The sequence below is a fragment of the Echinicola sediminis genome, from assembly GCF_054777495.1.
The window spans coordinates 1-678 of the sequence record NZ_BAAHAP010000248.1 but is presented as its reverse complement, the minus strand read 5'-3'; the positions used below and the strand labels follow the sequence as shown (position 1 = coordinate 678).

Sequence of the window (678 nt, the reverse complement as noted above, 5' to 3'; positions counted from 1 at the left end):
GCTGTTGGCAAACTGCAATACCCGCTCATCATCGGTAAAGTGGCCTACCATCCTGTTGGAACCGGAGGCCAGACCTCTCAACACAGGGGCAATAATGGCCGCTTGGTCCTTACGTGCCTCAGGAGCCAAAGATTCAATCTTCTGGCCACCGAACACGGGACGCTTCTTGCCGTAATTGTCTTCCAGGTATTGGGAAGCTTTGTCGATTACTTCCAAGCTGTTGATATAGCACTCATAGGCAGTGTCACCCCAGGTGAACAAACCGTGTCCGCCCAGCATGATACCGCGGATACCGGGATTGTCGGCCAAGGCTTTCTCCAGCTGCAGGGCCAGGTCAAAGCCGGGCTTTTGCCAGGGCACCCAGGCGATCTGTCCTTCAAAAAGGTCCTGTGTGATCTGTTCACCGTCTTTGGAAGCCGCTATCGCAATGGCCGCATCCGGATGAAGATGGTCGATATGCTTAAAGGGAAGGAATGCGTGCAAAGGTGTATCGATGGAAGGTGCCTTGGAGTCAAGATCGTAGATACAGTGGTTAAACAGCCCCACCATCTCATCTTCAAACTCCAATCCTCTGTATACATTTTTAAGGGCATGCAACTTCTCCAAATACAGGCCCGCCAGTCCGCTCTTGGTCAAAGTACCGATGTCCCCGCCTGATCCTTTTACCCACATCACTTC

At 52.4% G+C, this 678-nt stretch carries 1 protein-coding gene; it reads right to left on the bottom strand.

The genetic code is table 11. The annotated features are described in order from the left end of the window. A partial coding sequence (locus ACYVAA_RS23010) for a class II aldolase/adducin family protein (protein WP_460546451.1) occupies positions 1-678 on the bottom strand: 678 nt, incomplete at both ends.